The sequence below is a fragment of the Erythrobacter sp. S227 genome (assembly GCF_057364925.1).
Genome location: NZ_CP200280.1, coordinates 68416 through 89543, shown reverse-complemented (window position 1 = coordinate 89543; position 21128 = coordinate 68416). Strand labels below are relative to the sequence as shown.

Below are 21128 nucleotides of genomic sequence, written 5' to 3'. Positions count from 1 at the left end.
CATGGCTTAAGCAAGCTTATCCTTGAGGATCTGGTTCACAACCGCCGGGTTCGCTTTGCCCTGCATCGCTTTCATGGTTTGGCCCACAAAGAAGCCAAAGAGCTTGTCTTTGCCGCCTTTGTATTGCTCGACCTTGTCTTGGTTGTTCGCCAAGATGTCGTCGATGGCCGCCTCGATCGCGCCTGTGTCGGAGACCTGCTTAAGGCCCTCGGTATCGGCGATTTCATCGGGCTCGCGGCCCTGCCGAAGCACGATCTCGAAGATTTCCTTGGCTTGCGAACCGCTGATCTCGCCCTTGTCCTGCATCGCAAGAATTGCGGCCTGGCGTTCAGCGGTAGCGTGGGAGGCATCGGCCTCGTCACCCAGCGATTTGATCACGCCGGGCGCCACTGACAGCGCCCAGTTGGCAACTTGTGTCGCGACTTTTGCTTCGGGCTTTCCGAGAGCGCTCGCAGCGGCGGTGAGCAGCGTTTCAAACCGCGCAAAGGTCTCAACCTCATGGGTCAGCTCACGCGCATTGTACGGCGTCAGGCCCAGCTCGGTTTCATAGCGCACCCGCTTGGCATCGGGCAGTTCGGGAAGGCTAGCGCGGCATTCCTCGAGGAAGTCATCCTCCAGCACCACGGGAAGCAAATCGGGATCGGGGAAGTAGCGGTAATCATGCGCGTCTTCTTTTGAACGCATGGTGCGCGTGGTGCCAGTGGCGACGTCGAACAGGCGCGTTTCCTGATCCACCGTGCCTCCGCTTTCCAGCACATCAACCTGACGGTTCGCTTCATATTCAATCACTTGCATGACGAAGCGCACAGAGTTCACATTCTTTGTCTCGGTCCGTGTGCCAAGTTCAGTATCACCAACTTTGCGCACCGACACATTGACGTCGGCGCGCATGGAGCCTTCTTCCATATTGCCATCGCAAGAGCCGACGTAGCGCAGGATAGAGCGCAATTTGCGCACATACGCGCCCGCCTCTGCCGGTGATTGCATATCGGGGCGTGAGACGATCTCCATCAAGGCAACGCCCGAACGGTTGAGGTCGACATAGGACATGGTCGGGTGCTGATCGTGCATCAGCTTGCCCGCGTCCTGTTCGACGTGAATGCGCTCGATCCCGATCACCTTGTCTTCGGGAATGCCGTGTTTTTCGTCCGCCTCGATCAAAAGCTGCCCCTCGCCCACGATGGGGTGATAGAGCTGGCTGATCTGATAGCCTTGCGGCAAATCGGCATAGAAGTAATTCTTGCGGTCGAACCGGCTCCACGCGTTGATCTGCGCGTCAATGGCCATGCCGGTGCGCACCGCCTGACGGATGCATTCGCGGTTGGGCACGGGCAACATTCCGGGCATGGCCGCATCGACCAGAGACACCTGGGAATTGGGCTCTGCCCCGAATTCGGTGTTAGCGCCTGAAAACAGCTTGGACTTGGAAGTCACCTGCGCGTGGACTTCAAGGCCGATCACGACCTCCCATTCACCGGTTGCGCCTTGGATGCGGTAGTCACTCATTGCCACTTGCCTTATCTGGTTCGTCTTGTTCGATACGTTGTGCAGGGCGCGCTTGGCCCTGGTCTAGGGTGGTTTGGGTCTCACCCGAAATCATTTTCCCATCCGGTCCAAAGCGCGCCTCGCCGTGGTCGATCGTCTTGGACAGGAACATCACCACCCCGCCGATAAGGGCAAAGGCGATGAGGAAAATCATTATAAAGATCGCGGTGAAGGTCATTGCGCAGCCTCCAATGTGGGGGCGGTCCTGGGCGTTGCAAACATGCGCCGCGACAGATTGCGTCCGGGCTTTTCGATCAACGAGTAGCTGAGCCACGAGCCGAAGATCAAGATCGCCAGCATCGCCAGCGTCAGAAGGTCGCTTACCAATGGCGACGCCTCAAGCCGTGTGACACCCGCATCATTGACGCTGACCTCCACAATGCCGGTGACCTGCAGGACTTCTGACAAACGAGCATGAGCAAAGTTATGGATCATGTAGATCGAGTAACTGAACAGCCCGAGCATTTGGAACGGAGCCATCTCCAGCACCCGGCTGACCACGCCGCGCTGGCTGGCAAGGACGAAGATCATCGCCGAGAAGACGAGTGGCGCAACAAATGTCAGCGCACCTTCGGCAAAGCAGACATAGATCACGGTGCCCACCAAGAGCGCGATCTCCCAAGGTGTGCCGCCAAGCCCGCCAAAGCGGCGGTATGCGTGGTAGGTGAGAACACCACAGGCAAACCCGAAGACACAGCGCAAGAATCCGCCGTTAAAGGTGATGTGCAGATCGTCATTGGTGGATACGCAGAACGCAAGGCCGATGACGGCAAGAAGCCCTGTGACAACCAGCATCGCCCTCCCCCGCACGAGGAAAACGAGCGCGAACAGCAGGTAGGTCCACATCTCTGCGGCAATGCTCCACGCAGGCGTATTCCAGCCTGAACCGCCCGGAATGCCAAAGCTTTGTAACAGGAAGATGTTTTGCACCAAAGCGCCCAGATCGCGTGATCCAGTAAAGGGTTCGCGTGAGACGTAGCGCGCAATGGTATCGCCGCCAAATACGAGCAAGAGCTCAAGTGCGATAATGCCGAGCAGAACCGCGATATGCAGCGGAAAAATCCGGCCCATCCGAAGCGCCATAAAGCGGCCAACCGAGACCGCTCGTTCACCAAGCCGGACGCCGTAAGAATGGGCGATCACAAAGCCGGAGAGCACGAAGAAATAGTCAACAAACAGCCAACCGTTGCGAACCAGCATGAAGTTGGAAATCAGCCCGCTCGACTGAAAATGGTAAAGGACCACGATCACCGCACACACTCCGCGAAGCGCATCGAGCACATCGAAGCGCATACCGTCTATTGCCGGAGAGGCCGGAGCTGAGTGCGTGGCGGAGCCAGCGCTCATGCGGGTTCCTTGATGTCGAGAAGCTGCGCTTCCACCGCTTTCAATTCGGCACGCACGACATTGTCGAACTTGCGGGTACCGGTAATGGTTATCTCTTCGAGGAACAGCACGCTGAACGAGCGGTATTCGGGATAATTCGCTAGCTCGCGCACGGTGGCGGCGAAGAGCGGACCGTTGCGCACGGTCTGCGACTTGGGATCAAGCTGCGCGTGAAGTGATTGCAGAAGCGCGGCGTAAGCGAAGTAGCGCTTGTTCGGCTCTTCCACCCGCATCGCCTTGGCACGGTCGCGCAACGACAGCGCAAGCAGCCAGGCCGGGATCACAAAACCCACGGCAAGGACAATGATTATGGCCGTCTCGAACGGGGTCACCACCAACGCTCCGGTGCGTGGGTAAAGCCGGCGCGCTCTTGAATGGCAAGACCAGCGTTCAGAACGGTTTGCTCGTCAAACGCCTTGCCCACCAGTTGCAGGCCCAGCGGCAAGCCGTCGGGATTGAGGCCAGCCGGAACGCTCATGGCTGGCAAGCCCGCAAGCGAGGCGGGCACCGCAAACACGTCGTTCAGATACATCGTCAGCGGATCGTCATTGAGGCTGCCCAAGGGGAAGCTCGCTGTCGGCGTTGTGGGCGCAAGGATAAGGTCGCATTTCGCCCAGGCCTTCTCATAATCCTGAGACACCAGCGCGCGGACTTTTTGCGCCTGATTGTAATAGGCATCGTAGAAGCCAGCCGAGAGCACATAGGTGCCGATGAGAATGCGCCGCTTCACCTCATCGCCAAAGCCCGCCGCGCGGGTTTGCGCATACATATCCTGCAAGCCTGCCCCCTCGGGCAGATCGCGCAGACCATACCGCACGCCGTCATAGCGAGCGAGGTTCGAAGACGCCTCAGCAGGCGCGATGATGTAATAGGCGGGAAGCGCGTATTTCGTGTGGGGTAGCGAGATATCGACTATCTCGGCGCCTGCATCTTTCAGCCACGCCTTGCCCTGCTCCCATGAATCCATGATCGCCTGATCGGTGCCTTCCATGCGGTATTCGGTCGGAATGCCGACTTTCTTGCCGCTTAGGTCAGACGACAGGGCCGCTTCCCAATCGGGGACGTCCATCTGGAGACTGGTCGCATCCTTCGGATCGAACCCTGCCATCGCGCCCAGCATAATCGCGCAGTCTTCGACCGAGCGCGCCATGGGTCCTGCCTGGTCTAGCGAGCTTGCAAATGCCACCACGCCCCAGCGTGAGCAGCGGCCATAGGTTGGCTTGATCCCGCAAATGCCGGTGAAGGCGGCAGGCTGACGGATGGAGCCGCCGGTGTCAGTGCCGGTTGCCGCTGGCGCAATGCGCGCGGCCACAGCTGAAGACGATCCACCCGAAGAGCCACCCGGCGACATCGCGGCATTTCTGCCCTCTTTACGCCAAGGCGAGCTTACATTGCCGAAATACGACGTTTCGTTCGAGGAACCCATCGCAAACTGGTCAAGGTTGAGTTTGCCTAGCATCCCTGCGCCCGCATTCCACAGGTTCTGCGAAACGGTGCTTTCATACTGGGGCTTGAACCCTTCGAGGATGTGGCTGGCTGCCGTGGTCTGCACGTCGTGGGTTGCAAACAGGTCTTTCATGCCAATCGGCACGCCGCCCATGGCGCCCAAATCCTCGCCCGCCGCGCGCTTGGCGTCGGTCTTGTCCGCCGCGTCGAGCGCCGCTTCGGGGGTTGCCACGATAAAGGCGTTGAGAGCGGCCGCATCCGCAACAGCCGCGTTGAACTGCTCTGCAACTTCACGCGCGGTGAAATCGCCGGCAGCAACGCCGTCCCGGATTGCTTTTACGCCTAAGTTGGTAAGGTCTTCGCTCACAGTAATTCCGTTCGTCCTGAGACTGCCCGTGCCTGGTCATGCAAAGCTACGGGCGGTATTGGCTTAGAAGGCGCAGAGGCCCTATTCGATCACCTTGGGCACGCCGAAAAAGCCGTGCTCGGCAGCGGGGGCATTGGCGATCACATCGTCGCGTTTCCCGCCACCTGTCAGAGGGTCCGCATCCACCACATCATCGCGCAGGCGAAGCGTGTTGGGGATCACCGCCGACATGGGCTCCACGCCGGTCACGTCGACCTCGCCCAATTGTTCGACCCAGTCGAGGATATTGTTAAGCTCGGGCACCATCCGCTCAAGCTCTTCATCGCCCATCTTGATGCGCGCAAGGCCAGCGATTTTCGCCACGGTTTGTTTATCTACAGACATGCGCTCCGCTTAGCGCTGCAACCGAAGCGCTTCAAGCACGAGTTAGCGCCAGATGCTCAAGTTTTTTGCAGGTGCGAAAGCGTCATTCAAACGCTGCGCTTGCAGGCTTGCCGTCAATGTAGAGCTGCCGGCCTTCGAAGGGGCGCAGTTCAACGTTTGAATCGTCTTCAAATTTGGGCACATTGCGAGGGTTCTGCCTGCCCATTCGACCATGGCGAATATTCGCTTGCCCGACCTTTTTTGTGTTTTGGTCATAGATGAGGAAGTCAGGGTCATAATTCTCACCCAATAGCACCATGAACGGTGCTCCTCCAAGCTGCCCTAGCTCGACCACGCGGCATTTCTCGCGGCAACGATAGGAATTGTCTTGCAGGTAAGTGCGAACGGCCAAACGGACCGCATCATCTTCAACCTCAATCTGCGCCTTATTGATAGCTGCCGTGTTTTCAGCGCGTCTGGTTTCATAACGGCTTTCCGCATTCTGGACGGCAAGGGCAAGTTCCGCCACTTTCGCATCATCACTTTGGATCAAAGTCGCCAAAGCCTCGCGCCCGGCATCACCAAAGTCCCATCGAAGGGCACGGTAGTCGAATTCTTCCGCGGTCACATCGCCGGCGGCCAGCCGCGCCAATTGGTTCGACGCTGAAATCGCGCCAAAATTGAAAATCGGCATCGCCAGAAGAAGCGCGATCACCGCTGTCATGACGGCAAGATGAAGGTTCGATTGGCGCAAGAACCCGCGCCAGCCTTCGCGCCTCCCTCGAAGGGCAGAGACGAAATAGGCAACGCCATATGCCACAGCCACGGCAATCGCGATGAGCGCCCAAATCCGCTCCGGACTAAGCCCGTGCTGAGCAATCCGCGTGCCCATGGAAATCGCCGCCATGACAGAGAGGGGCAAAATGCCCAGCGCCAGGACAAATCCGGCGATGCGCAGCACCTGCGACTTGCTGGCGTCCTCATCGTCATCGCGCACCACCGCATTGGCAAGAACAAAGCACCCGACCGCCACCGAAAGAAGCAGCGGGGTTGCGCTCTTGGTGGCCTCCCACAAAACGTCTATCCCCGACACCAGCACGGCGAGCAAGAAGATAACCAGCGCTATCGCCAAAGGCACAGCGAGGATGGAAAGCACCAACAGGACGACGTTCTGCAATGTGCCGATGATCTTTAACTGGTTGCGCAAAACACCTAGAGCTGCACCAAAGGTCGCGCCCGAGAACATCCAGCCGAACGGCTCTTCATCCAAAAGGTCCTTCAAAAGGTCGATCTGAATGGCCGAAAACAGCTCCGCCAAAATCGCGATCAGAGCCCATGACAGGCCAACGAAGGCAAGCGCCCCTGCGCCGGTGATGGCATCGGTCCAGACGTGGAAATGGGTCGATTTATAACTGGTTTGCCAACGAAGCCGATGAAAGCCCGCTTGGAACAGCGGCAAAGACAAAAGGCTGGCCAGAACACCGGCGGCAACCCAGAACTCCTCGTCCGCATAGCCATCGCCAGCAGCCGTTGCGCGCCACGCGATCCCGGCCATGACCAGACCGACAATAACCGAAAAGATGATCGAGGGCTGCCAACGCTCTTTGCTGAGTGTGAAGGCCGCCGCGAGGGGTCCGAACACAGCGAAAGCCGCAAATGCCGCGCGCCAGGGCTCGTCCGGGCCGCCATCGGTGAAGATATGAACGAACAGCCCCGCCACCGCTAGAAGCGCCGCGAGAAGCCACGGCCGCTCGCGCCAGTCTTTCACGGCGTCCAGCTCGTGCCCAGCCAGCTCTGTTCCAGCCATCTCTTGCCCGGTGTTTTGATTATCGGCCATCGATCCCTCCTGTATGGCGAGGGATGATCTAGGCCAGTTGAACCTTCAATGAAAGCCGGACCGGTTTTATCAGCGGGTAACTGGCTGTTTTACTGGCCTTGCGGTGGACCACCTTGAGGCGCACCTTCGGGAGTGCCACCAGGGCCCGCTTGCTGCATAGCCTGCTGCAGGATCGACAGATTGCGGTCGAAAGTCTCGCGGTCCATGAAATCGATCACTTCAATCTCGAACACGAGATCGGCATTCGGCGGGATTGGCGCGCCTTGCGGTGGCTCTGCGCCGTAAGCCATGTCCGACGGGATGAAGAGCTCGTATTTGCCGCCCTTCTGCATCTGCTGAAGCCCTTGGTAGAAACCCGGGATCGTTGCGCCCTCTTCAATCGGGAACGGGCTGCCTTCGGGGAAGATGCCTTCAATCGGGAGCGGGATGTCCTGCGATTCGTCGAACACTTCACCGTTGGAGGCAAGCGAGCCCTTGTACTTCACAAAGACCATATCGCCCTCTTGCGGGGTTGCCCCCTCGCCAGCAACCAGCGTGTCGATGCTGAAACCCTTGGGAACAGCCGCCCATGCAAGGCCCGCGCCCAGCAGAATGGCGACAACAACACCCAACCAGATTTTGGTGAGCGAGCCCTTTGCGATGGGCTGAATTGGAACGCGCGTAACTTCAGTCATGTGAGATCCCGTCTTCTGTCCGCGGATTGCCTTTACAGTGGTCAAACCAAAAAGGGCGCGGAAGTAATCCGCGCCCTGATGGCGTATCACGGGGTGACTTTCAAGCGTTACTGACAAGAATCAGTGGGCGCGAAAACCCCGTTTGATCGCAAGCTGGCCACACCCGAAGGTGTGATCCAAACCTTACTTGATACCGTCGCGCTCCATGCGCTTACGCTCAAGCTTGCGAGCACGGCGAACGGCTGCTGCCTTTTCACGTGCACGCTTTTCGCTTGGCTTTTCATAGTGCCGACGCAATTTCATCTCGCGATACACACCTTCACGCTGCAGCTTCTTCTTGAGCGCGCGCAGGGCTTGATCGACATTGTTATCGCGAACCATGATTTGCATAAACGGCAACTACCTCATTTTCCAATACGCCTGAGCCCGCTGGTTTCATGCGGGAGTGCGCTATAAACTGACGCTAAAAATGGCGCGAATCCTTTAAGGTTCACGCAATCACAAGCGCCCCAATAGCGCCGCGCAGGCAAATTGGCAACCCAAAGTGCGAATTGCCATTATCTGCCATCACTGCGCTATGCATAAGGTAAGACCATCGCTAAAGCGCTTTTGCAATATGACAACGACCTCGCTTTCTCCTCTTATGGCATCCCTTTACGTCGCAGTTGGCGGCGGGGTTGGTGCTGTGCTGCGTTACCAATTGGGCCGCGCGGTGACGCATTTGGCAGGGCCCCAAACGGCATTCCCTTGGGCAACGCTGGCGATCAACGTCGCGGGTAGCCTTGCGATGGGCGTGCTGCTCGGCTGGCTTGCGCGCTCGTCTCTTGCCGTGCAGACGAATGAAACCTTGCGACTTGCCTTGGGAGTTGGCCTTTTGGGCGGCTTTACCACCTTCAGCGCCTTTAGCGCCGAAATGGTGACGCTGGTGCATCGCGGCTTTCTTCTTCAGGCGCTCGGCTATGGCAGCACATCGGTGATTGCCGGAATGGCCGCTTTCCTGATCGGCCTCGTAGGAGCACAGAGCGCGGCATGACTATTCCATCTGACAAGTCGGCTTCCGATAAACCAAAAGCACAAGTCCGCCAGTTCACCATCAATGATGATGACAGCAATATTCGCGTGGACCGCTGGTTTAAGCGCAATCTTCCCGAAATCCCGTTTGCAACCGTTTCGCGTTGGTCGCGCACGGGTCAAATCCGCGTCGATGGCGGGCGGGTAAAACCAGAGGATCGCTTGCAAACCGGCCAGGTCTTGCGTGTCCCACCTGGAGGCGAGGCCAAACACAAAGGGCCAAAATCGCGCCGTCCTTTGACCGAGGAAGAAATCTCGCAGGCCCGCGATATGGTCCTGCGCGAGACTCCATCAGCAATCGTTCTGAACAAGCCGCCCGGCCTTGCGACCCAAGGCGGCAGCAAGACGACAAAGCACGTCGACGGCCTGCTCGACGCATTTGTAGAGAGCGAAGATCAACCCCGCCCTCGCCTCGTTCACCGGCTGGATAAAGACACATCGGGCGTTCTGCTAATCGCGAAAACTCCGGGCAGCGCGGCCTCCTATTCCAAGCGGTTCTCCAGCCGCAGCGCGCGCAAGACCTATTGGGCGCTGGTTGTTGGCGTTCCTGAAGTTCGCGAAGGCACTATCGATGCGCCTCTCGCCAAACAGCCGGGCACCGGCGGCGAGAAAATGCACGTCGATGAAGAAAACGGAGCGATAGCGCGGACCCGTTACCGCGTGGTCGAACGCGCCGGATCGCGCGCATCATGGGTGGAGCTCGAACCGCTCACCGGCCGCACCCACCAATTGCGCGTTCACATGGCAGCGATCGGCCATCCGATTGTCGGCGATGGCAAATATGGCGGGCAAGACGCGTTTCTGACTGGCAGCATCAGCCGCAAGATGCACCTTCATGCGCGTCGCCTGATTATCGGCACACCCGAAGGCAGGGCGGCAAGCGAGACCGCCGCCAAAACGGGCGGCAGCAAGCTTGATGTGACCGCGCCTTTGCCTGAACATTTCGCGGCAAGCATGGAAGCGCTCGGCTTTGACGAGGGGCTGAGCGATGCCTCCCCCATCCGCGACGAAGCGCCTGAGCGCACGCCCGCCGAGAAAAAACAGGCCGCGCGCCGCCACGCAAAGCAATATCGCAAAGATCGACGCGGTGAACGCCGCGGGCGGACAACGTCGGCCCACACAGCCAAGAAACAGGCGAAAGCCACAGCCAAGTCGAAGGGCAAAGCTCCCAAGCGAACAGGAGCCAAGCCCGGTAAACCCAAGGGCAAGCGTTAGTGCATCCCAATCCTGCCTATCGACATGATGATGAGGCGCTGCTCGATAAACTGATCAGCGAGGTTGCGTTCGGCATGGTCTTTTTGACTACGCCCGATGGCCCGCGCGTTGCACATGTGCCGATGCTTTCCTATGGCAAGGACGATCTGCGCTTTCACCTTGCGCGCAGCAATGCGCTCACCCCGCATCTTGAGGGCGCACGCGCGCTCGTCACGATCAATGGCCCGGACGGCTATGTCTCCCCTCGCTGGTATGACAACCGCGATACGGTGCCCACGTGGGATTATGCCGCGCTTGAGCTTGAAGGAACGGTCGAGCGGCTTGATGACGAAGCGCTTGAGACACTGCTCCACGATGTGATCACCACTTTCGAGGGGCGTATTGAGGGCGAGCCATGGCTTGCCTCTGAATCGAGCGAAAAGGTTTGGGCAGGCCTTTTTAAAGGCATCGCGGGTTTCTCTCTCAAGATCGAAGAACAGCGCCCCACTTTCAAACTCAGCCAGAAGAAAAGCGATGCCGAACGCGCCCGCATTGCTGCCGGAGTAAAGCCGGAGCTTGCACGGTGGATGGGCGAGGTTCGCGCATGAGCAAGCTTGCCGTTTTTGATTGCGACGGGACGCTGGTCGATGGTCAGGCCGATGTGCTGTGGGCGATGAACCGCGCCTTTGAATTGTCCCGCATGCCTTTGCCAGACGCGGCGCAAGTGCGCCGTCTTGTGGGGCTCAGCCTGCCTGTCGCAATCCGCGAACTTGCACCCGAGGCCGAACATCACCAGCAGGTCGATATAACCGAAAACTACAAAACCGCCTTTCGCAACCGGCGCGAAGAGGGGCTTTTGCATGAGCCGCTTTACGACGGGATCGCAGACCTTCTGCGTGACCTTCACGCGCAAGGGTGGAGCCTTGCGGTGGCCACGGGCAAATCGGATCGCGGGCTTGCCGCCTGTCTGGCGGGGCACGGGCTGACCGACCTTTTCGTCTCGCTCCAAACCGCAGACCGCCACCCGTCCAAACCGCATCCTGCCATGCTCGAAGCAGCCTTGTTTGAAGCGGGCGCGCAAGCATCCGAAGCGGTGATGATCGGCGATACAAGCTTTGATATGCAAATGGCCTCTGCCGCACGGGTGCGCGCCATCGGGGTTTCCTGGGGCTATCACACGCCGGATGATCTGACCGCGACAGGCGCGGATTTCGTGGCGCATTCCATGGCCGATCTGCGCGAAGAACTGGAACGGTTTGCATGAGCCAAACGCCTGCCCCCACCCCTGAAGAAGCAACGGCCGCAAAGCGGTATATGGTAATGAACCTTGCGCGCCTTACGGCGATTGCCGACGTTTGCTTCGGAATTGCAATCACCGGCAAATTGATCGATCTGCCGTATTTTGTCGGCGTAGCGCTAGCAGTTGTCGGCCTTGTCGTTTTCTTCTTTGTCCCCCCGATTTTAGCCAAACGCTGGAAGGCGGGTGACGCTCTGAAGTCAGGTGACAGGGACGAGCAATGAAGCGGTTTTACAAAGAGGTATCGGTCCAGCAAGTCGAAGGCGGCTTTCAGGTCATGCTGGACACGCGCGCGATCAGAACGGTCGGCGGCGCGGCGCAGATCCTTCCTACACGGGCACTGGCCGATGCGCTTGCGGCGGAATGGGCCGGGCAAGGCGAAAAGATCGATGCAGCGACAATGCCGCTGCGCGATATGGCCGATTATGCCATCGACATGGTTGCTCCTGATCCTGCCGCTCTGATCGAAAAGGCAGTGACCTATGGCGATACCGACACGCTTCTATACCGCGCCGATCCCGATGAGCCGCTGTATTCGCGGCAACAAGAGGTTTGGGAGCCGATTGTGACCGCGATCGAGGCGCGGCTTGGCGTTCAATTTGTCCGTATCTCGGGCATCATGCATCGCCCGCAGTCGCCGGAAACCTTGGACAGATTGCGCGGGTGTCTGACCGGACAAAGCCCCTTTGCCCTCGCCGCGATTGAGGCGATGACCCACCTTGCAGCGTCCCTCATCACAGGTCTTGGCGCAAGCGAGCGTGAGGCGGACGCACTTGCCCTTTGGAATGCGGCAAATCTCGAAGAAGACTGGCAGATCGAACAATGGGGCCGCGATGAGGAGGCCGAAGAGCGCCGCGAAAAGCGGACACGCGATTTTCTAAAGGCGCGCGAATTCCTCGAATTGGCGGCGCACTAAACCCGTCTATTCAGCCGCGAGCACCCATGCGGCCACTTCCTTTGCCACCGTATTCGCCGCTGCATTGAGCGCAGGGCCAACATCGGCGGCCTCCGCCAAAACGCCTTCTTCACGCGCTTCGAAACGGCGCGACATGACACGGCCATCATCCATCGTGTGCACCGCTTCAAAACGGACAACCACAGACGAGGTCACTGGGTCATAGCCCATGTCGATCAATGTCCCGCGCAAGCTTTGCGTCGGGCGCAGCGGCGTGTCGGATGTATCAAGCACAAGCAGCGCCTGCGTATCCCCGGAAGCGGTGCGTAAGGTTTCTCCCAGCAGACTGCGGAAAAGGCGCGCGGGCTTTTGGATCCAGACCGCGTTTTGCAAATAGGCAACCTCGCTGTCCGAGACCGTGACAGGCACGCGCAAAACGTCGAGCTTTGCCGGGACTTCCGGGGTCAGAACCGCGATTGAGCCTGCGCTTCCCTCAACACCGGAAATGACACCGGAACCCACCGGCGCGCTTGCGCTCGGGGTTAGCGTGAGAAGGCTTTCGGGAGGCTCGCTCGCGCCGCCAAAGCTGACGCATCCTGAAAGGGCGAGGCTCGCGGCCATAAGCGCGGCGGCGCTATACTGTTTTATCATGGCTCATACTCCGGAAGAGGCCGTCCGCCGATGAGCGATCCTGCCCCTTCGGCCTCAAGCCGGTCGGTGATCGCACGCAAAGAGCGGCTGGTGGTGCGAAGGTCCTGTAAGGTCGCCTCCACCGTTGGCAATGTCGTTTCGCTCAGAGCTCGCGTGGCAGGCCGCGCGTCTTCGAGCATAGCGGAAAGCGAGGCCGCGGCTTCGTTGGCAGACGCCAGTGTCGCGCTCAATTCCTTGGCCAGCTGCGGGCCTTCCTGCCCCAAAAGCTCGTCCGTCGTCAGCGTGACTTTCTCAAAGGCATCAAGCGCTTCGCCCGCTTCCTTAATGGTCACCTGAAGCTCGGCCATTGTGCCTTCCAGTTGCGGCGCGGCATTAGCCAGTTCACGGGTCAGACGGTTGGAGTTTTCCAGAATCCCGGAAAGCTGCTCCTGATTGTCAGGTCCCAGAATGATGTTGAGCTGTTCGGTCAAGGTCGCAAGCCGTTCCAGCAGCAAAGGCGCGTTGGCGACAATCTCGCCAAATCCGCCGCGCCCTGGCGGGATAACCGGACGGCCTTCGGGACATGCTGTGGTTTCGCAAGTGATCTCGGGCGCTTCCTTGCGTGCGCCATCCAGAAGGATCGTTGAAACGCCGGTAAAGCTTGCCTGAATGGTTGCTTCTGTGCCGACCAGAATGGGCACTTCATCGCGCACCCTGATACGCACGCGCACAAATTCGGGGTCTTCGCTCGACAAGGCGATCTCGCGCACCTGACCCACCGGTACACCGGCGTATGACACCTGTGATCCATTGGCGAGACCGGCGACCGATTGCTTGTAAAAGATATCGTATTCGTTGGACGCGCCCTGGTTCAGGCGCGCTATCCAGATGATGAAGGCGGCCAGAGCAATCAACAGCCCCAGCGTAATCGCTCCTACCCAGAGATGATTGGCCCTAGTTTCCATAAGCTTTCCCTATGCGCGCAAAATCACGCCAGTGTCTAGACATTCGCACCACCTTCAGATCGCTCTTTATACGCCCCTTTTGCGGCCAAAGCAGAGCGTCCGCGAGGTCCGTTGAAGTATTCCTCGATCCACGGATGCTGCGTTTCGAGAAGCTCGGGGATGGTGCCCACAGCGATGACTTTCTTGTCCGCCAACACCGCCACACGGTCACAAATCTCGTACAAGGTGTCGAGGTCGTGGGTGATCAGGAACACGGTAAGGCCGAGCGTGTCCTTCAGATCGCGCGTCTGGCGATCAAAAGCGGCCGCGCCGATGGGGTCAAGCCCTGCGGTTGGTTCATCCAGGAACAGCAGTTCCGGGTCGAGCGCGAGCGCGCGCGCAAGCCCTGCCCGCTTCTTCATACCGCCCGATAACTCGCTTGGATATTTGAGCACCGCCTCTTCCGGCAGGCCAGAGAGCAGCACCTTGTAGCGCGCAATCTCGCGGCGCAATTTGGGGCTGATATCGGGGTAGAATTCCTTCAGGGGCACTTCGACATTCTCACCCACGGTAAGCGTCGAAAACAACGCGCCCCCCTGGAACAAAACGCCCCAGCGCCTGCGCACACCCACCCTTTGGTCAAGGTCTGTATCGGTAATCCTGCGGCCCAGCACATCGATATCGCCAGCGGTCGGTTGTTGAAGCCCGATGATCGAGCGCATCAGCACCGATTTGCCCGTACCAGATCCCCCGACAACGCCGATAATCTCCCCGCGCCGCACTTCAAGGTCGAGCCCGTCGTGCACCGTGAAGTCGCCAAAGCGGTTGACGAGCCCCTTCACCACTATGGGTGGTTCGGCACAAAAACGCTCATGCGGAGCTTCGGGTTCGGTGTAGGCCATCGCTTACCCCCAACCCACTTCGGTGAAGAACACTGCGAAGAACGCGTCTAGCACAATCACGGCAAAAATCGCAGAGACCACAGCCATAGTGGTGCGAAGGCCAACTTCCTCCGAATTCCCCTTCACCTGCATCCCGTGATAGCAGCCTGCAAGTGCCACGATAAGGCCGAACACCGGCGCTTTGACAAGGCCGACCCACACATCATGCAAGGGCACAACCTCTTGAATACGTTCAAGGAAGGTGAAGAACGGAATACCAAGCGAAACCTGTCCGATGACCGCCCCGCCGACAATACCCACAAGGCTTGCGTAGAAGCCCAGGAGCACCATCATAAAGGTACAGGCGATGATGCGCGGGATCACCAGCTGTTCAATCGGGGAGATGCCGATGGTGCGCATCGCGTCCACCTCTTCGGTCAGCTTCATCGTCCCGATTTGCGCGGCAAAGGCGCTGCCCGAACGGCCTGCAACCATGATCGCGGTCATAAGCACGCCAAGTTCGCGCAAGGTGATGCGGCCCACGAGGTTCACCGTCAGCGTCTCTGCGCCAAATTGCGACAATTGCACCGCGCCCTGCTGCGCGATGACAATGCCGATGAGAAAGCTCATCAGGCCAATGATGGGAAGCGCCGAGACCCCGACCATCTCCATCTGGCGCACGACCGCGCGAAACGGGATGCGCGACGGTCTTCGGACAAGAGTGGCAAAGCCTAAAAGGATCGCACCAAGGAAGCTGACGACGCCCATAACGCCGCCGCGCGCCTCGTAAACCTTGTGGCCCAAAAACAGTGGCACACGTTCCCACACCGGGATTTCAGGCGGGCACAATTCGCCGTCACCCACCGCAACTTCGACCGCCTGCAGCAGGTGCATTGCCTTATCGTTTGCGCCAACGATGGGGCATTCGTGTTTCGCAGCGAGGCTGGAGACGACCCACGCGCCGGTGGTGTCCATCTCATCGACGCCCGAAATGTCGATCTCGGCAAGATTGGCGTCCATCTGATCAATCTCGGTTTCGAACCGGCCGACAGAGGAAACCAGCATCTGACCGGCGAGCGCGAGCTTCGTGCCGCCTGCTGTGTTGTCTTCCAAAGAGTAAGTGACGGCCCCGAACATTGTGCGCCAAGATATGCGGGGAATTTGAACGCATCACAAGCTAACTCTTGAAGAGTTTTATAAATCGGGCACGTTGGGGATGAAAAAATGCAACATTTGCGGAGCGGTAAGGCATGGGTGAAAGTGATCGGTTTTTCCGCATAGAGAAGCATGACGAGCAACATGGCGAGAAACATGGCTCTACCTATCTCGTGACGCTGGACAATCCGCCTTACAATGCGGTTTTCACCGAATTGCTGGAGGCAGGCGCACAGCGTTTGGCGGCGCTGGGTAACGACCCCGGTACAGCGGCGATTGTGCTGACGGGAGCAGGTGACAATTTCACGCGCGGCATGGATGTGAAGATTGCGGCATCGCTTTCAGGCGAAGGGATTGCGCGTGCCAGAGCCGCGGTGAACACATTTTGCGCAGAGCTGCACCGCCTTCCGTGCGTGTTTGTATGTGCGCTTAACGGTCACACCATCGGTGCAGGAGGGATTGTCGCCCTTTGCGCAGACTGGGTAATCGCAGCGCAAGGCGACTATAAAATCGGCCTGCCCGAAGCGAAGGCCGGCCTTGCTTTTCCGCCTATTCCGCAGGCGATCATCGACCATTGGCTCGATCCGGTTTGGCGCAGGCGCCTTGCGCTGACATCACAATTGTTTGGCCCGGACGAAGCCATGGCAACCGGCATGGTGGACGAGGTCGTGCCCGCCGACGCCTTGATCGAAAGCGCCCTTGCCCGCGCTAAAAGCCTCGCCGCGCAGCCTGCGTTTCGCGATTGCAAGCGCCAATTGCGGGCCAAAGCCAATGCGGAGATCGACGCGCTTTTAGGGTGAAATTCCAAGAGTTGTTGCACTGCAACCAATGGCTTGGCATGGGGATGAAAACGGCGGGTGAACTGGCCCGTCAGCGTTAGCGAGCCAATAGCAATGTCCACACTGCCAACCACATTCAATCCAGCCGATATCGAAACGCGCTGGTACCAGCATTGGGAAGAAACCGGTGGTTTTCGCCCGGAACGCCCCGATGCGGAAGCCTTCACCATTGTGAACCCTCCGCCCAATGTGACCGGCTCGCTTCACATCGGCCACGCTCTCGACAATACGCTCCAGGACATCGTGATCCGGTATGAGCGGCTGCGCGGCAAGGATGCTTTGTGGGTCGTGGGCACCGACCACGCCGGGATCGCCACGCAAATGGTGGTCGAGCGGCAGATGGAAGCCAAACAGGACAAGCGCAGCAATTACAGCCGCGAAGAATTCGTCGACAAGGTGTGGGAGTGGAAGCACGAAAGCGGCGGCACCATCACCACGCAATTGCGGCGTCTGGGCTGCTCGATGGACTGGTCGCGCGAACAGTTCACGATGGACGAGCATTTCACCAAGGCCGTGCTCAAGACCTTTGTGAACCTCTACAACGATGGCCTCATCTACCGCGACAAGCGGCTGGTCAATTGGGACCCCAAGCTCAAAACCGCGATCAGCGACCTTGAGGTCGAGACGCAGACGATTGCGGGCGGGTTCTGGCATTTCAAATATCCGCTCGCGGATGGCGTGACGCTGGATGATGGTCGCGACTACATTGAAGTTGCGACCACGCGCCCTGAGACAATGCTCGCCGATATGGCGGTCGCGGTGCACCCCGATGATGAGCGCTACGCCAGCGTTGTGGGTAAGCATGTGGTGCTCCCCATAACCGGGCGGCGCATTCCGATTGTCGCTGATGAACACGCCGACCCCGAGCTTGGTTCTGGCGCGGTGAAGATCACGCCGGGGCACGATTTCAACGATTTTGACGTTGGCAAGCGCGCCGGGATCGAAGCGGGCGAGATGCTCAATATGCTTGATGGCAATGGCGATGTTTGCCAGACGGCTGATGGGCTGGTGCCAGACGAATTTATCGGCCTCCACCGTTTCCGCCGCGACAAAGTCGACGGTGCTCGCGAGGCTGTGGTGGAACGGCTCAAAGCCGACGGCTTCCTCATCCCGCATGTGTCGAAAAACAAGAAAGGCGAGGAGGTCATCTCCGACGCCGAACCACGCCAAATCGCAACGCCTTTTGGCGACCGCGGCGGGGTGGTGATTGAGCCTTGGCTCACCGACCAATGGTATGTCGATGCGGCAAAGCTCGCCGAGGCTCCGATCAAGCAGGTTCGCGATGGCACCATCGAAATCGTGCCCAAGTCTTGGGAGAAAACCTTCTTCAACTGGATGGAGAACATCCAGCCGTGGTGTGTCAGCCGCCAGCTGTGGTGGGGACACCGCATCCCAGCTTGGTTCGATGCCGATGGCGGCGTGTATGTCGCCATGTCCGAGGAAGAGGCACAGGCCAAAGCAGGCGAAGGCGTTGCTCTCACGCGCGACAACGACGTGCTCGACACATGGTTCTCTTCGGCCCTTTGGCCTTTTGCGACGCTGGGTTGGCCGGATGAAGGCCAGCCGCTGCTTGAAAAACACTTTCCCAATTCGCTGCTCATCTCCGGGTTCGATATCCTGTTCTTCTGGGATGCGCGGATGATGATGATGGGCAATTACAATATGGGCGAGGCCCCGTGGCCCAAGCTCTACCTCCACGGCCTTGTGCGCGCAGCAGACGGCGCGAAGATGTCCAAGTCCAAGGGCAATGTCGTCGATCCGCTGGGCCTTATCGACCAATACGGTGCAGACGCGCTGCGTTTCTTCATGGCCGCGATGGAAAGCCAGGGCCGCGACATCAAAATGGATGAACGCCGCGTCGAAGGATACCGCAACTTCGCCACAAAACTCTGGAACGCCACACGTTTCTGCCAATCCAACGGCATCGGCAAGTCCACCACGGTAAAGGCCCCGCAAGCGCGTTTGGCCGCCAACCAATGGATCATCGGAGAAGTCCAAGCTGTGTGCGCTGAGATCGAGAGCGCAATGGAAGACCTGCGCTTCGATGCCGCCGCCAATGCGATCTATCAGTTCACATGGTCCAAATTCTGCGACTGGTATCTGGAACTGATCAAGCCGGTGTTTGCGGAAGGGTCTGACCCAGAGGCCATGCCCGCCAAAGAAACTCGCGAAGTTGCCGGGTGGGCGCTCGACCAGATCTTGGTCATGCTCCACCCCTTCATGCCATTCATCACCGAAGAGCTTTGGCACGCGCAAGGGTCACGCTCTTACGACCTCATCACCGCCAAATGGCCTGACCCACGCGGGGAAACCTCCAAAGAGGCGACCGACGCGATCGATTGGGTGATCGACCTCACCACCAATGTGCGCAGCGCCAAAAACGAGCTTGGCATTTCGCCGGGTGCGAAACTCGCGGCATTCGTCCCGCAGGCTAGCGATCTTGCGAAAAGCACAATCGAGCGCAGCAGCGCCGCGATTGAGCGCCTCGCGCGCCTCACCCCGGTGGTTCAGGGCGAGGCACCCGATGGGCCTGCTATGCAAGTCACCGCTCTTGGCGATGTGTTTGTCATCCCACTTGAGGGCATCATCGACATAGACGCCGAGAAAGCGCGCCTCGAAAAGGCGCTCGCGGCCTCGCAAAGGGAAGCAAAATCGCTCGAAGGCAGGCTCTCCAACGCTAACTTCGTCGAACGCGCCAAGCCCGAAGCCGTGGAGAAGGCCAAGGCCGACTTCGCCCACCACCAAGGCGAGGTCGAGCGGCTGACAGCGGCATTGGAACGACTGGGCTAAGGCCACCCTCTACCAAAGCGGCAAAGGCGATCCTAGATTGGGATCATGTCGCCCTGGCTTATCCTTGCTATCCCGCTGCTTATCGCGGCCGCGCTCCTCTATCGCCATGTGGCGAAGCGCAAGAGGCGTGCGCAGCTTCTTGGCACCCCGCTGACGCCCGATCAGCGCCGCATTGTCGAACAGCTTGTCCCGCTGGTCACGCTTCTGCCCAAGGACTTGCGCGATGCCCACGAGGGGAAGATCAACCTGTTCCTCGATCAGGTCACTTTCCGGGGTAAGAACGGTATCGAAGTCACTGAAGCGATGGAGCTTTCTATCGCAGCGCAGGCCTGCCTGCTGATCGTAAACAGCGACCTTTGGTACGATACAATCCGCAATGTCCTGCTCTACCCCGCCGTGTTTGATACAGGGCGCGGGCGGCATGACGAGGGGCTCATTCACGAGCACCGCCACGGGACTCTTGGCGAAAGCTGGGACCGGGGGCCGGTGGTGCTTTCCTGGGACCACGCCCTTCATGGCGGGCTTCGCGCGCATGATGGCGAGAACGTCGTCATCCACGAATTCGCTCACCAATTGGACAGCTTGTCCGGCCACACCAACGGCATTCCTATCCTTCGCAAGGGCCAGGCCTATGCCGGGTGGGAGAAGGCGATGCTTGAGGCCTACAACGCCCATGTCACAAAGGTCGAGGCGGGCGAGCCGACCTTGATCGACCCCTATGGTGCCACAAACCACGAAGAGTTCTTTGCAGAAGGCATCGTCACCTTTTTCGAAAGGCCGCACGCGCTGCAAACGCACGAGCCCGCCCTCTACGCGCAGTTCTCGCAACTCCTCGCGCTTGATCCGGCGAAGTGGTCCTGAAGTGCAGACACAAATTCAGGCGATTTCCTACCGCGCCAAGGCGTGGCATAGGGGCGGAATGAACCGCACGCACGTCTCCACCCTCCAATCGCTTCAGTCGATTAAAACGCGACTTATTGATCGAACGGATTTTAGCCCCTGGACAGTGTGTCAAGTGTGTCAAAATTGCCTGAAAAATGTTGAAATACGGGGACTTGCTCGTGGCTGACCTTGTTCTTGCAACGGATGATGCGGGCGGCGCGGAAATCTTCGCATCGCTTCAGGGCGAAGGGCCCAGCATGGGCAAACCTGTCGCCTTTATCCGCCTGTCGCGCTGCAATCTTGCCTGCACATGGTGCGACACGGCCTACACCTGGCGTTTTGCCAATGAACAAGGCGGCGATAACCGTCCTCACCGCGACAATGTCCATTATGATCGCAGCGCCAATCAGGTGAAGCTCTCTCCCGAGAAGGCCGCGGCAAAGGTCGCGGCTTTGGGGCAAAAGCGACTGGTCATCACCGGCGGCGAACCCTTGATGCAGTGCGGGCCGCTCGCCGATATGCTGGCCATCTTGCCCGACATCGAAGTCGAGATCGAAACCAACGGCACTGTGCGTCCATCCGCGCACGTCGATATCCGGGTCGATCAATACAACGTCAGCCCCAAGCTTTCCCATTCGGGCAATACGGCCAAGCTTGCGCTGATCCCTGAACGACTCGACTTTTATGCAAGCGATCCAAGGGCCTTCTTCAAATTTGTTGTGGCCAAACCGGAAGACGTGAAGGAAGTCGATGCGCTGCAACGCGATTATCGCATCCCTAAAGATCGCCTCTTCCTGATGGCAGAAGGCACTGATTCCAATACCTTAAGGGAGAGGCAGATGTGGCTTTCTACACTGTGTCTCGACAAGGGATATCGTATGTCGGACCGGATGCATATCCATCTTTACGGCGACACGAGAGCGACTTAGGAT

Annotated in this window: 23 protein-coding genes; 10 read left to right on the top strand and 13 right to left on the bottom strand. The window is 59.0% G+C overall.

Translation table 11 applies throughout. The annotated features are described in order from the left end of the window. Positions 1-6: 6 nt before the first annotated feature. From gatB to rpsU, 9 genes are all read right to left on the bottom strand, one after another. Entirely contained in the window at positions 7-1506 is a 1500-nt protein-coding gene (gene gatB / locus AC0V6Q_RS00430; RefSeq protein WP_486166476.1) for an Asp-tRNA(Asn)/Glu-tRNA(Gln) amidotransferase subunit GatB, read from the bottom strand. Beyond that, positions 1499-1723 (bottom strand): hypothetical protein, encoded by a 225-nt coding sequence (locus AC0V6Q_RS00425; RefSeq protein ID WP_486166475.1) that lies wholly within the window; start codon positions 1721-1723, stop codon positions 1499-1501. Before AC0V6Q_RS00425 ends, gatB begins: the two co-directional genes overlap by 8 nt. Continuing rightward, a complete protein-coding gene (locus AC0V6Q_RS00420) occupies positions 1720-2892 on the bottom strand; it encodes an acyltransferase family protein (RefSeq protein ID WP_486166474.1) in 1173 nt (390 codons plus the stop codon). The genes AC0V6Q_RS00425 and AC0V6Q_RS00420 overlap by 4 nt, the downstream gene beginning before the upstream one ends. Further along, positions 2889-3263: a hypothetical protein gene (locus AC0V6Q_RS00415; protein WP_486166473.1), complete on the bottom strand. Its 375-nt coding sequence runs from the start codon at positions 3261-3263 to the stop codon at positions 2889-2891. The genes AC0V6Q_RS00420 and AC0V6Q_RS00415 overlap by 4 nt, the downstream gene beginning before the upstream one ends. Beyond that, the gene (gene gatA / locus AC0V6Q_RS00410; protein WP_486166472.1) at positions 3260-4744 is read right to left on the bottom strand and encodes an Asp-tRNA(Asn)/Glu-tRNA(Gln) amidotransferase subunit GatA; all 1485 of its coding nucleotides are present in this window, start codon (positions 4742-4744) and stop codon (positions 3260-3262) included. Before gatA ends, AC0V6Q_RS00415 begins: the two co-directional genes overlap by 4 nt. Before the next feature lie 81 nt (positions 4745-4825). Next, positions 4826-5128, bottom strand: coding sequence for an Asp-tRNA(Asn)/Glu-tRNA(Gln) amidotransferase subunit GatC (gene gatC, locus AC0V6Q_RS00405; RefSeq protein WP_486166471.1), 303 nt, complete (start codon positions 5126-5128; stop codon positions 4826-4828). A gap of 82 nt (positions 5129-5210) precedes the next feature. After that, on the bottom strand, positions 5211-6944 hold the full coding sequence (locus AC0V6Q_RS00400) for a DUF4153 domain-containing protein (protein WP_486166470.1): 1734 nt from the start codon (positions 6942-6944) through the stop codon (positions 5211-5213). A gap of 89 nt (positions 6945-7033) precedes the next feature. Then, positions 7034-7618, bottom strand: coding sequence for an FKBP-type peptidyl-prolyl cis-trans isomerase (locus AC0V6Q_RS00395; protein WP_486166469.1), 585 nt, complete (start codon positions 7616-7618; stop codon positions 7034-7036). Between the two features lie 183 nt (positions 7619-7801). Beyond that, entirely contained in the window at positions 7802-8008 is a 207-nt protein-coding gene (rpsU, locus tag AC0V6Q_RS00390; protein WP_006834591.1) for a 30S ribosomal protein S21, read from the bottom strand. A gap of 226 nt (positions 8009-8234) precedes the next feature. Here rpsU and crcB point away from each other — a divergent pair, with 226 nt between their 5' ends. From crcB to AC0V6Q_RS00360, 6 genes are read left to right on the top strand one after another with little or no spacing between them, the layout of a single operon-like run. Further along, positions 8235-8651 (top strand): fluoride efflux transporter CrcB, encoded by a 417-nt coding sequence (gene crcB, locus AC0V6Q_RS00385; RefSeq protein WP_486166468.1) that lies wholly within the window; start codon positions 8235-8237, stop codon positions 8649-8651. Further along, the gene (locus AC0V6Q_RS00380; RefSeq protein WP_486166467.1) at positions 8648-9904 is read left to right on the top strand and encodes an RluA family pseudouridine synthase; all 1257 of its coding nucleotides are present in this window, start codon (positions 8648-8650) and stop codon (positions 9902-9904) included. The genes crcB and AC0V6Q_RS00380 overlap by 4 nt, the downstream gene beginning before the upstream one ends. Continuing rightward, positions 9904-10491, top strand: a complete 588-nt coding sequence (locus tag AC0V6Q_RS00375) for an FMN-binding negative transcriptional regulator (protein ID WP_486166466.1) — start codon at positions 9904-9906, stop codon at positions 10489-10491. The genes AC0V6Q_RS00380 and AC0V6Q_RS00375 overlap by 1 nt, the downstream gene beginning before the upstream one ends. Continuing rightward, a complete protein-coding gene (locus AC0V6Q_RS00370; RefSeq protein ID WP_486166465.1) occupies positions 10488-11147 on the top strand; it encodes an HAD-IA family hydrolase in 660 nt (219 codons plus the stop codon). Before AC0V6Q_RS00375 ends, AC0V6Q_RS00370 begins: the two co-directional genes overlap by 4 nt. After that, on the top strand, positions 11144-11404 hold the full coding sequence (locus tag AC0V6Q_RS00365) for a hypothetical protein (RefSeq protein WP_486166464.1): 261 nt from the start codon (positions 11144-11146) through the stop codon (positions 11402-11404). The genes AC0V6Q_RS00370 and AC0V6Q_RS00365 overlap by 4 nt, the downstream gene beginning before the upstream one ends. Further along, a complete protein-coding gene (locus AC0V6Q_RS00360; RefSeq protein WP_486166463.1) occupies positions 11401-12096 on the top strand; it encodes an ATP12 family chaperone protein in 696 nt (231 codons plus the stop codon). Before AC0V6Q_RS00365 ends, AC0V6Q_RS00360 begins: the two co-directional genes overlap by 4 nt. A gap of 6 nt (positions 12097-12102) precedes the next feature. Here the strand turns inward: AC0V6Q_RS00360 and AC0V6Q_RS00355 are convergent, their stop codons facing one another. The 4 genes from AC0V6Q_RS00355 to AC0V6Q_RS00340 are packed head-to-tail and all read right to left on the bottom strand — an operon-like array spanning position 12103 to position 15667. Then, positions 12103-12726 carry an ABC-type transport auxiliary lipoprotein family protein gene (locus AC0V6Q_RS00355; protein ID WP_486166462.1) on the bottom strand — a complete coding sequence of 208 codons (624 nt, stop codon included), beginning with the start codon at positions 12724-12726 and terminating at the stop codon, positions 12103-12105. Then, positions 12723-13670 (bottom strand): MlaD family protein, encoded by a 948-nt coding sequence (locus AC0V6Q_RS00350; protein WP_486166461.1) that lies wholly within the window; start codon positions 13668-13670, stop codon positions 12723-12725. The genes AC0V6Q_RS00355 and AC0V6Q_RS00350 overlap by 4 nt, the downstream gene beginning before the upstream one ends. Before the next feature lie 35 nt (positions 13671-13705). Beyond that, positions 13706-14551 (bottom strand): ABC transporter ATP-binding protein, encoded by an 846-nt coding sequence (locus tag AC0V6Q_RS00345; RefSeq protein ID WP_486166460.1) that lies wholly within the window; start codon positions 14549-14551, stop codon positions 13706-13708. A 3-nt stretch (positions 14552-14554) separates the two neighbouring features. After that, a complete protein-coding gene (locus tag AC0V6Q_RS00340) occupies positions 14555-15667 on the bottom strand; it encodes an MlaE family ABC transporter permease (protein WP_486166459.1) in 1113 nt (370 codons plus the stop codon). Positions 15668-15780: 113 nt separating this feature from the next. On the opposite strand from AC0V6Q_RS00340, the gene AC0V6Q_RS00335 reads away from it, so the two are divergent. From AC0V6Q_RS00335 to AC0V6Q_RS00320, 4 genes are all read left to right on the top strand, one after another. After that, positions 15781-16485: an enoyl-CoA hydratase/isomerase family protein gene (locus AC0V6Q_RS00335; RefSeq protein ID WP_486166458.1), complete on the top strand. Its 705-nt coding sequence runs from the start codon at positions 15781-15783 to the stop codon at positions 16483-16485. 93 nt (positions 16486-16578) lie between these two features. Next, positions 16579-19314: a valine--tRNA ligase gene (locus AC0V6Q_RS00330; RefSeq protein WP_486166457.1), complete on the top strand. Its 2736-nt coding sequence runs from the start codon at positions 16579-16581 to the stop codon at positions 19312-19314. 45 nt (positions 19315-19359) lie between these two features. Beyond that, a complete protein-coding gene (locus AC0V6Q_RS00325) occupies positions 19360-20175 on the top strand; it encodes a M90 family metallopeptidase (RefSeq protein ID WP_486166456.1) in 816 nt (271 codons plus the stop codon). A 200-nt stretch (positions 20176-20375) separates the two neighbouring features. Then, entirely contained in the window at positions 20376-21125 is a 750-nt protein-coding gene (locus AC0V6Q_RS00320; protein WP_486166455.1) for a 7-carboxy-7-deazaguanine synthase QueE, read from the top strand. Positions 21126-21128 lie beyond the last annotated feature (3 nt).

Excerpts from the sequence above, each read along its gene's own strand:
- AC0V6Q_RS00370 (WP_486166465.1), top strand. The coding sequence starts at position 10,488 with ATGAGCAAGCTTGCCGTTTTTGATTGCGACGGGACGCTGGTCGATGGT.
- AC0V6Q_RS00380 (WP_486166467.1), top strand. The coding sequence starts at position 8,648 with ATGACTATTCCATCTGACAAGTCGGCTTCCGATAAACCAAAAGCACAA.
- AC0V6Q_RS00420 (WP_486166474.1), bottom strand. The coding sequence starts at position 2,892 with ATGAGCGCTGGCTCCGCCACGCACTCAGCTCCGGCCTCTCCGGCAATA.
- AC0V6Q_RS00340 (WP_486166459.1), bottom strand. The coding sequence starts at position 15,667 with ATGTTCGGGGCCGTCACTTACTCTTTGGAAGACAACACAGCAGGCGGC.
- AC0V6Q_RS00360 (WP_486166463.1), top strand. The coding sequence starts at position 11,401 with ATGAAGCGGTTTTACAAAGAGGTATCGGTCCAGCAAGTCGAAGGCGGC.
- AC0V6Q_RS00425 (WP_486166475.1), bottom strand. The coding sequence starts at position 1,723 with ATGACCTTCACCGCGATCTTTATAATGATTTTCCTCATCGCCTTTGCC.
- AC0V6Q_RS00395 (WP_486166469.1), bottom strand. The coding sequence starts at position 7,618 with ATGACTGAAGTTACGCGCGTTCCAATTCAGCCCATCGCAAAGGGCTCG.
- gatC (WP_486166471.1), bottom strand. The coding sequence starts at position 5,128 with ATGTCTGTAGATAAACAAACCGTGGCGAAAATCGCTGGCCTTGCGCGC.
- AC0V6Q_RS00325 (WP_486166456.1), top strand. The coding sequence starts at position 19,360 with ATGTCGCCCTGGCTTATCCTTGCTATCCCGCTGCTTATCGCGGCCGCG.
- crcB (WP_486166468.1), top strand. The coding sequence starts at position 8,235 with ATGACAACGACCTCGCTTTCTCCTCTTATGGCATCCCTTTACGTCGCA.
- AC0V6Q_RS00400 (WP_486166470.1), bottom strand. The coding sequence starts at position 6,944 with ATGGCCGATAATCAAAACACCGGGCAAGAGATGGCTGGAACAGAGCTG.
- AC0V6Q_RS00355 (WP_486166462.1), bottom strand. The coding sequence starts at position 12,726 with ATGATAAAACAGTATAGCGCCGCCGCGCTTATGGCCGCGAGCCTCGCC.
- rpsU (WP_006834591.1), bottom strand. The coding sequence starts at position 8,008 with ATGCAAATCATGGTTCGCGATAACAATGTCGATCAAGCCCTGCGCGCG.
- AC0V6Q_RS00345 (WP_486166460.1), bottom strand. The coding sequence starts at position 14,551 with ATGGCCTACACCGAACCCGAAGCTCCGCATGAGCGTTTTTGTGCCGAA.
- AC0V6Q_RS00365 (WP_486166464.1), top strand. The coding sequence starts at position 11,144 with ATGAGCCAAACGCCTGCCCCCACCCCTGAAGAAGCAACGGCCGCAAAG.
- AC0V6Q_RS00350 (WP_486166461.1), bottom strand. The coding sequence starts at position 13,670 with ATGGAAACTAGGGCCAATCATCTCTGGGTAGGAGCGATTACGCTGGGG.
- AC0V6Q_RS00335 (WP_486166458.1), top strand. The coding sequence starts at position 15,781 with ATGGGTGAAAGTGATCGGTTTTTCCGCATAGAGAAGCATGACGAGCAA.
- gatB (WP_486166476.1), bottom strand. The coding sequence starts at position 1,506 with ATGAGTGACTACCGCATCCAAGGCGCAACCGGTGAATGGGAGGTCGTG.
- AC0V6Q_RS00330 (WP_486166457.1), top strand. The coding sequence starts at position 16,579 with ATGTCCACACTGCCAACCACATTCAATCCAGCCGATATCGAAACGCGC.